Raw genomic sequence first — 5,757 nt, 5'->3', positions numbered from 1 at the left:
CGCCGAAGAGTCTGACCGGCTTGAGCTCTCGTTGGATCTGCTGGAGAGCCTGTGTTTTGATCCCCGGTTCAAGGGTTGGAACGGCATCGGATTTGTGGTGCAGGCTTACCTGAAGCGTTGCCCCTTTGTGATCGACCATGTGATCGACCTGGCGCGGCGCAGCGGCCACCGCCTGATGATCCGGCTGGTCAAGGGCGCCTACTGGGACGCCGAAATCAAACGCGCCCAACTCGACGGCCTGGACGGTTACCCGGTGTACACCCGCAAGGTCTATACCGACGTGGCTTACCTGGCTTGCGCGCGCAAGTTGCTGGCCGTGCCGGATGCGGTGTACCCGCAATTTGCCACCCACAACGCGCAAACCGTGGCCTCCATCTACCAGATGGCAGGGCAAAACTTTTACGCCGGTCAGTACGAGTTCCAGTGCCTGCACGGCATGGGTGAGCCGCTTTACGAGCAGGTGACCGGCACTGTGGCTGAGGGCAAGCTGGGGCGCCCGTGCCGCATTTACGCGCCGGTGGGCACCCATGAGACGTTGCTGGCCTACCTGGTGCGCCGGTTGCTGGAGAACGGCTCCAACTCGTCATTTGTGAACCGCATTGGCGACCCCAAGGTCAGGGTCGAAGACCTGGTGGCCGACCCGGTGAGCGAAGCGCAGGCCATCGAGGTGCAGGTCGGCCAGCTTGGCGCGCCGCATCCCAAAATCGCCTTGCCACGGCAGATGTTTGCCGAGTTGGGCAATCAGTCGCGGTTGAACTCGTCGGGTTTGAATCTGGCCAATGAACAGCAGCTGGCTTCGCTGGCTGCCGGTTTGCTGCGCAGCACGCAAATCACCTACGCCGCCGCAGCGACCGTGGCGGACGTGGCCCCGACGCATGCGCCAACCGCGTCGGATGGCGGCTGGCAGGCTGTGCAAAACCCTGCCGACACGCGTGACCTGGTGGGTTGGGTGCGCCCAGCCACGCCAGACGAGGTGGCCTTGGCGGCCACCCGCGCTGACCGTGCTGCGCAAATCTGGCAAGTGACGCCGCCCGAGGAACGCGCCGCCTGTTTAAATCGTGCGGCCGACCTGCTGGAGCAGCGCACACAAAGCATTCTGGGCCTGATCGTGCGCGAGGCGGGCAAATCGCTGCCCAACGCGATTTCTGAAGTGCGCGAGGCGGTGGACTTTTTGCGCTATTACGCGGCCCAGGTGGCGGCCTCGTTTGACAACCAGACGCACCGGCCCTTGGGCGTGGTGCTGTGCATCAGCCCCTGGAATTTCCCTCTGGCGATCTTTGCCGGCCAGGTTGCCGCAGCCCTTGCCAGCGGCAACTGCGTGCTGGCCAAACCGGCAGAACAAACGCCGCTGGTGGCCGACCTGATGGTCAAGCTGCTGCACGAGGCCGGTGTGCCTCTGGACGCTGTGCAACTGGTGCCCGGCACGGGTGAGGTGGTGGGCGCCGCCTTGGTGGCGCACCCGCTGGTGGCGGGTGTGATGTTCACCGGCTCCACCGAAGTGGCGCGCCTGATTGCCCAAACCCTGTCAAAGCGCCTGAGCCTGCAGGGTCGCAGCATTCCGCTGATTGCCGAGACCGGTGGCCAGAACGCCATGGTGGTCGATTCATCGGCGCTGGCCGAGCAGGTGGTGGGCGACGTGCTGGCGTCGGCCTTTGACTCGGCAGGCCAGCGTTGCTCGGCCCTGCGCCTGCTGTGTGTGCAGGAGGATGTGGCTGATCGCGTGCTCGACATGACCCGCCAGGCCATGCGCGAATGGGTGATGGGCAACCCCGACCACATGCACACCGACATCGGGCCGGTGATCGACGAAGACGCTCGGGTGCAGATTGAGCAGCATATTGCGCGCATGCAGGCTGAGGGCCAATTGGTGACGCGCATGGCGCGCGATGAGAGCGCCGGCCTCGGCCATTTTGTCATGCCAACCCTGATCGAGATCGACCGCGTCGAGCGCCTGCAGCGCGAGGTGTTCGGCCCGGTGCTGCATGTGCTGCGTTACAAGCGTGACGACCTCGACCAGGTGCTTGATGCCATCAACGCCACCGGCTACGGCCTGACCTTTGGCGTGCACAGCCGCATTGACGAAACCATTGCCCAGGTCACCCAGAAGGTGCAGGCGGGCAATGTTTACGTCAATCGCAACGTGATTGGTGCGGTGGTGGGGGTTCAGCCGTTTGGCGGCATGGGCTTGTCGGGCACCGGCCCCAAGGCCGGTGGCCCGCTGTACTTGTACCGCCTGCTGCAAGCCAGCGAGACACAAAGCAACCCGGCGCTGACCGCACTGGCGGAATCGCCCGCCTGCCGCGCCCTGGTGCCTGCCAGCGCTGAGCGGCATCTTGCCAAGCCCGCCAGCCTGCAGGCGCTGGACCTCATGCTCGAAAGCTTGCAAGGAACAGCTTTGGTGGCACCTTTGGGTGAACTGAGCCACTTTGAAGCGGTGCAGGCCAGCGCTGCCTGCGAAGCCTACCTGGCCTGCACGGTGCTGGGGAAATCCTTCAAGCTTCCCGGCCCCACGGGAGAATTGAACCGCTACCAGTTGCTGCCGCGCGGTGCCGTCTGGGCCATGCCGCAAACAGCGTCCGGGCTGTTGCACCAACTGGCAGCGATCCTGGCCAGCGGCAACCGCTGCTGGCTGGAGGCGCCGGCCGGTGACAGCGCTGTGGCGCGTTTGCTCAGCACGCTGCCGGGTGAGGTCATGCGCTTTGTGCAACTGTGCAGCGTGGAGCAATTGCATGGCGAAAAACACCTGAGTGCGATGCTGTTTGAAGGCGATGGCGACGCATTGCAAGCCCTGCTGCCCGTGCTGGCGCGGCACGAGGGCGACATTATTCGCATTGAAAGTCTGACACCCGCCCAACTGGCCGCAGGCGTCCACTACGACCTGAGCGCCTTGATGCATGAGCAGAGCATCAGCACCAACACGGCAGCGGCAGGCGGCAACGCGCAGTTGATGACGATGGGCTGAAATCGAGGGCATCAACCCAGCATGACCGGGATGCGCTGGCGACCGAAGTAACCGCAGGTCGCATCGAAGCGACCGGCCACGGCGGTGCAGCAGTCCGGGCAACAGCCCGACGCGGTGAGCCGGTAGTCGTTGATCTGGTACCAGTCGCGCACGATCAGCGGTGCCTTGCAGTTGGGGCAAAAGGTGGTGTCGCCCGCGGTGTTGTGCACATTGCCGGTATAGACGTAGTGCAGCCCCTGTTGCAAGGCGATGTTGCGGGCGCGCACCAGCGTGGCGACCGGAGTCTGGGGCACATCACCCATTTTGTAGTCGGGGTGGAACGCCGAGAAGTGCAGCGGCACGTCGGCGCCCAGCTCTTTTTTTATCCAGCCGCACATGGCAGTAAGCTCTTCATCCGAGTCGTTGCGCCCCGGAATCAGCAAGGTGGTGAGCTCCAGCCAGACCTTGGTTTCGTTCTTGAGGTACATCAGGGTGTCGAGCACTGGCTGCAGGTGCGCACTGGTGAGCTTGAAGTAAAAGTCTTCGGTGAACGCCTTTAGGTCCACATTGGCGGCGTCCATCTTGGCGAAAAATTCACGCCGCGGCTGCGCGTGGATGTAGCCCGCTGTGACTGCCACGGTCTGGATGCCCAGCGCGTGGCAGGCGTCGGCCGTGTCCATGGCGTACTCGGCAAAAATCACCGGGTCGTTGTAGGTAAAGGCCACGCTCTTACAGCCGTGCTCGCGCGCCGCCTGGGCTATTGCTTCGGGCGAAGCCTGGTCCATCAGGCTGTCCATGTCGTGCGACTTGCTGATGTCCCAGTTCTGGCAGAACTTGCAGGCCAGGTTGCAGCCCGCCGTGCCAAACGAAAACACGCTGCTGCCGGGGTAAAAATTGTTGAGTGGCTTTTTTTCGATCGGGTCAATGCAAAAGCCGGATGAGCGCCCGTAGGTGGTCAAGATCATCTGCTCGCCGTGGCGCATGCGCACAAAACAGGCACCGCGCTGCTCGTCGTGCAGTTTGCAGTCGCGCGGACACAGGTCGCACTGCAGGCGACCGTCATCAATTTTGTGCCAGTAACGGGCGGGGTAGTTGGATGCTGCCACCTTCATGATGTGCCCTCGCTTTCCTTGAATTTATGCACCGTGTAACGCTGCAGCCGAACGCCCGGCGCCCAAAAATCTGGCGACAGTCCGGCTTTTTGCTTCAGGTGGGCCATGAACAGCCTGGCGCTGGGCAATTGCTCCCACACCTGGGGCAAAAATGTGCTGCGATAACGCCCGCACTCAAAAACCACGCCATCCACGCCGGGGCGAAGTTGTGCCAGCGCATCAGCTTCGCTGTCAAAGTGCAGCGGCTGCATCGCAGACAGCACCGAAACCTCCACGGCGGTCGTGTCAAGCTCCGACAGGCTCAACGGGGCAAAGCGCGGATCATGCAGGGCAGCAGCCACGGCGTTGGCCTTGACATCGTCAAGCAGCGGGCGGCGTGCTTCGAGCGATCCAATACAGCCGCGCAACTGTCCCTGCCGGGTGAGCGTGACAAAACTGGCGCCTGGCTGCTGCAGCCCATCGGCACGCTTCGCTGGTGGGCTTGGGTGCCCCTTGGCGCTTTGCAAAGTGGCCGCAATGGCCGCGCGGGCGATCTGCAGCAGCAGTTTGCCTTGCTCCGGGGTTGGGCCTTGATCAGTGTCCATGCGCTTCCCCTTGGGTAAACGCCAGCGCCGCGTAACCCACCACACGCCCCTTGTCGCCGGCCGTGTCACCCGAATTGCACAGCCCCAGCAACTGCGGCTGCAGGTGATGGCGCCGGGCTGCCAGCAGCAGGCCGTTGACGGGTGTGGCGCCGCAAGCCTGCTGATGATCCAAAACGGGTTGCAACTGCAGCATGCTTTGCACCGTCTGGCTGTCAATCGACTGCGCGGTGGCATAAGGTAAAAAGTGCGACAGGTCAGAGCTGATCACGATCAGCGTCTCGTTGCCGCCCCAGAGTACGTCCAGCACCTGGGCCACCTCGGCCGGGGTGGCGTCCCCCACGGCGAGCGGCAGCAGTTTGAAGTCATCCAGAGCCAACTGCAGAAAGGGCAATTGCACCTCCAGCGAATGCTCCTGCGCGTGCGCGGCCGGACTCACCACCACTTGAGGCAGCGCGCGAATGGCCGCCACCGCGCCCTGGTCAATTTCGATCTCACCCAAAGGGGTGGCAAAAAATTCAGCACCCGGCAGCGCCAGACCGTGCACCGGCACCCTGTGCACCGGCCCCAGCAACACCACGCGCCGGATGGTTTGACGCACGCCAGCGAGTTGGGCATAAGCCTGCGCGGCGGTGGCGCCGGAGTAGATGTAGCCCGCATGGGGCACGATCAGGGCTTTGGGCGGCGCAGTGGTCGAAGTGGCCGAGCCGGCAGCGTCTGGTTTGGCAGCAGCCAGCATGGCCAACACATCGTGTGACAGGGTCTGGCTGCGCCCCGGGTAAAAAGCCCCGGCGACAGCAGGTGGGCGGACTTGGTGCATAGGGTCTTCCTTTGTCTAAGGATTGAATATTGAGACATATTGGGTTGGCTGCTGGCAAATCAAGTCAGATTTGGTCACCTGTCTCATCGCATATGATGCAAAAAACAATGCCAAGGCAACAGTAATGCCCAGCGTGCGCCATTCACCAAGGTCAAGCAGCGTGATCACGCTCAGTTCAATTAATATGATTCAAGCCGTGAGCGAAATTGTTCCGATCAAATGTTCTTTTTGTACTCTTCCGTCTGAGCGGATCATTGACGAAAACAGCACCGCGATTGCAATCAGGGATGGCTATCCGGTTTC

The 5,757-nt window shown here is 62.7% G+C and carries 4 protein-coding genes and 1 pseudogene; 2 read left to right on the top strand and 3 right to left on the bottom strand.

Going from position 1 to position 5,757, the window contains the following annotated elements:
• Positions 1-2,962 (top strand): bifunctional proline dehydrogenase/L-glutamate gamma-semialdehyde dehydrogenase PutA (gene putA, locus GPS82_RS13030; protein WP_296495415.1); only part of this gene is annotated, 2,962 nt, incomplete at its 5' end.
• An 11-nt stretch (positions 2,963-2,973) separates the two neighbouring features.
• Here putA and amrS read toward each other — a convergent pair.
• Genes amrS through amrB form a run of 3 tightly spaced genes read right to left on the bottom strand, consistent with a single transcriptional unit; the run spans position 2,974 to position 5,454 of the window.
• Entirely contained in the window at positions 2,974-4,053 is a 1,080-nt protein-coding gene (gene amrS, locus GPS82_RS13025; RefSeq protein WP_296495413.1) for an AmmeMemoRadiSam system radical SAM enzyme, read from the bottom strand.
• Positions 4,050-4,637, bottom strand: a complete 588-nt coding sequence (gene amrA / locus GPS82_RS13020; RefSeq protein ID WP_296495410.1) for an AmmeMemoRadiSam system protein A — start codon at positions 4,635-4,637, stop codon at positions 4,050-4,052. The genes amrS and amrA overlap by 4 nt, the downstream gene beginning before the upstream one ends.
• Entirely contained in the window at positions 4,627-5,454 is an 828-nt protein-coding gene (amrB, locus tag GPS82_RS13015; protein ID WP_296495409.1) for an AmmeMemoRadiSam system protein B, read from the bottom strand. The genes amrA and amrB overlap by 11 nt, the downstream gene beginning before the upstream one ends.
• A 22-nt stretch (positions 5,455-5,476) precedes the next feature.
• Between amrB and GPS82_RS13010 the strand changes: the two are divergent.
• Positions 5,477-5,757, top strand: a pseudogene (locus GPS82_RS13010) (hypothetical protein); the annotation flags it as partial.

It is taken from the genome of Rhodoferax sp. (assembly GCF_011391645.1).
GTDB lineage: Bacteria > Pseudomonadota > Gammaproteobacteria > Burkholderiales > Burkholderiaceae_C > Rhodoferax.
This window is presented reverse-complemented; position numbering and strand designations above follow the sequence as displayed.

Coding starts and splice junctions, on each gene's coding strand:
- amrS (WP_296495413.1), bottom strand. CDS start 4,053: ATGAAGGTGGCAGCATCCAACTACCCCGCCCGTTACTGGCACAAAATT.
- amrA (WP_296495410.1), bottom strand. CDS start 4,637: ATGGACACTGATCAAGGCCCAACCCCGGAGCAAGGCAAACTGCTGCTG.
- amrB (WP_296495409.1), bottom strand. CDS start 5,454: ATGCACCAAGTCCGCCCACCTGCTGTCGCCGGGGCTTTTTACCCGGGG.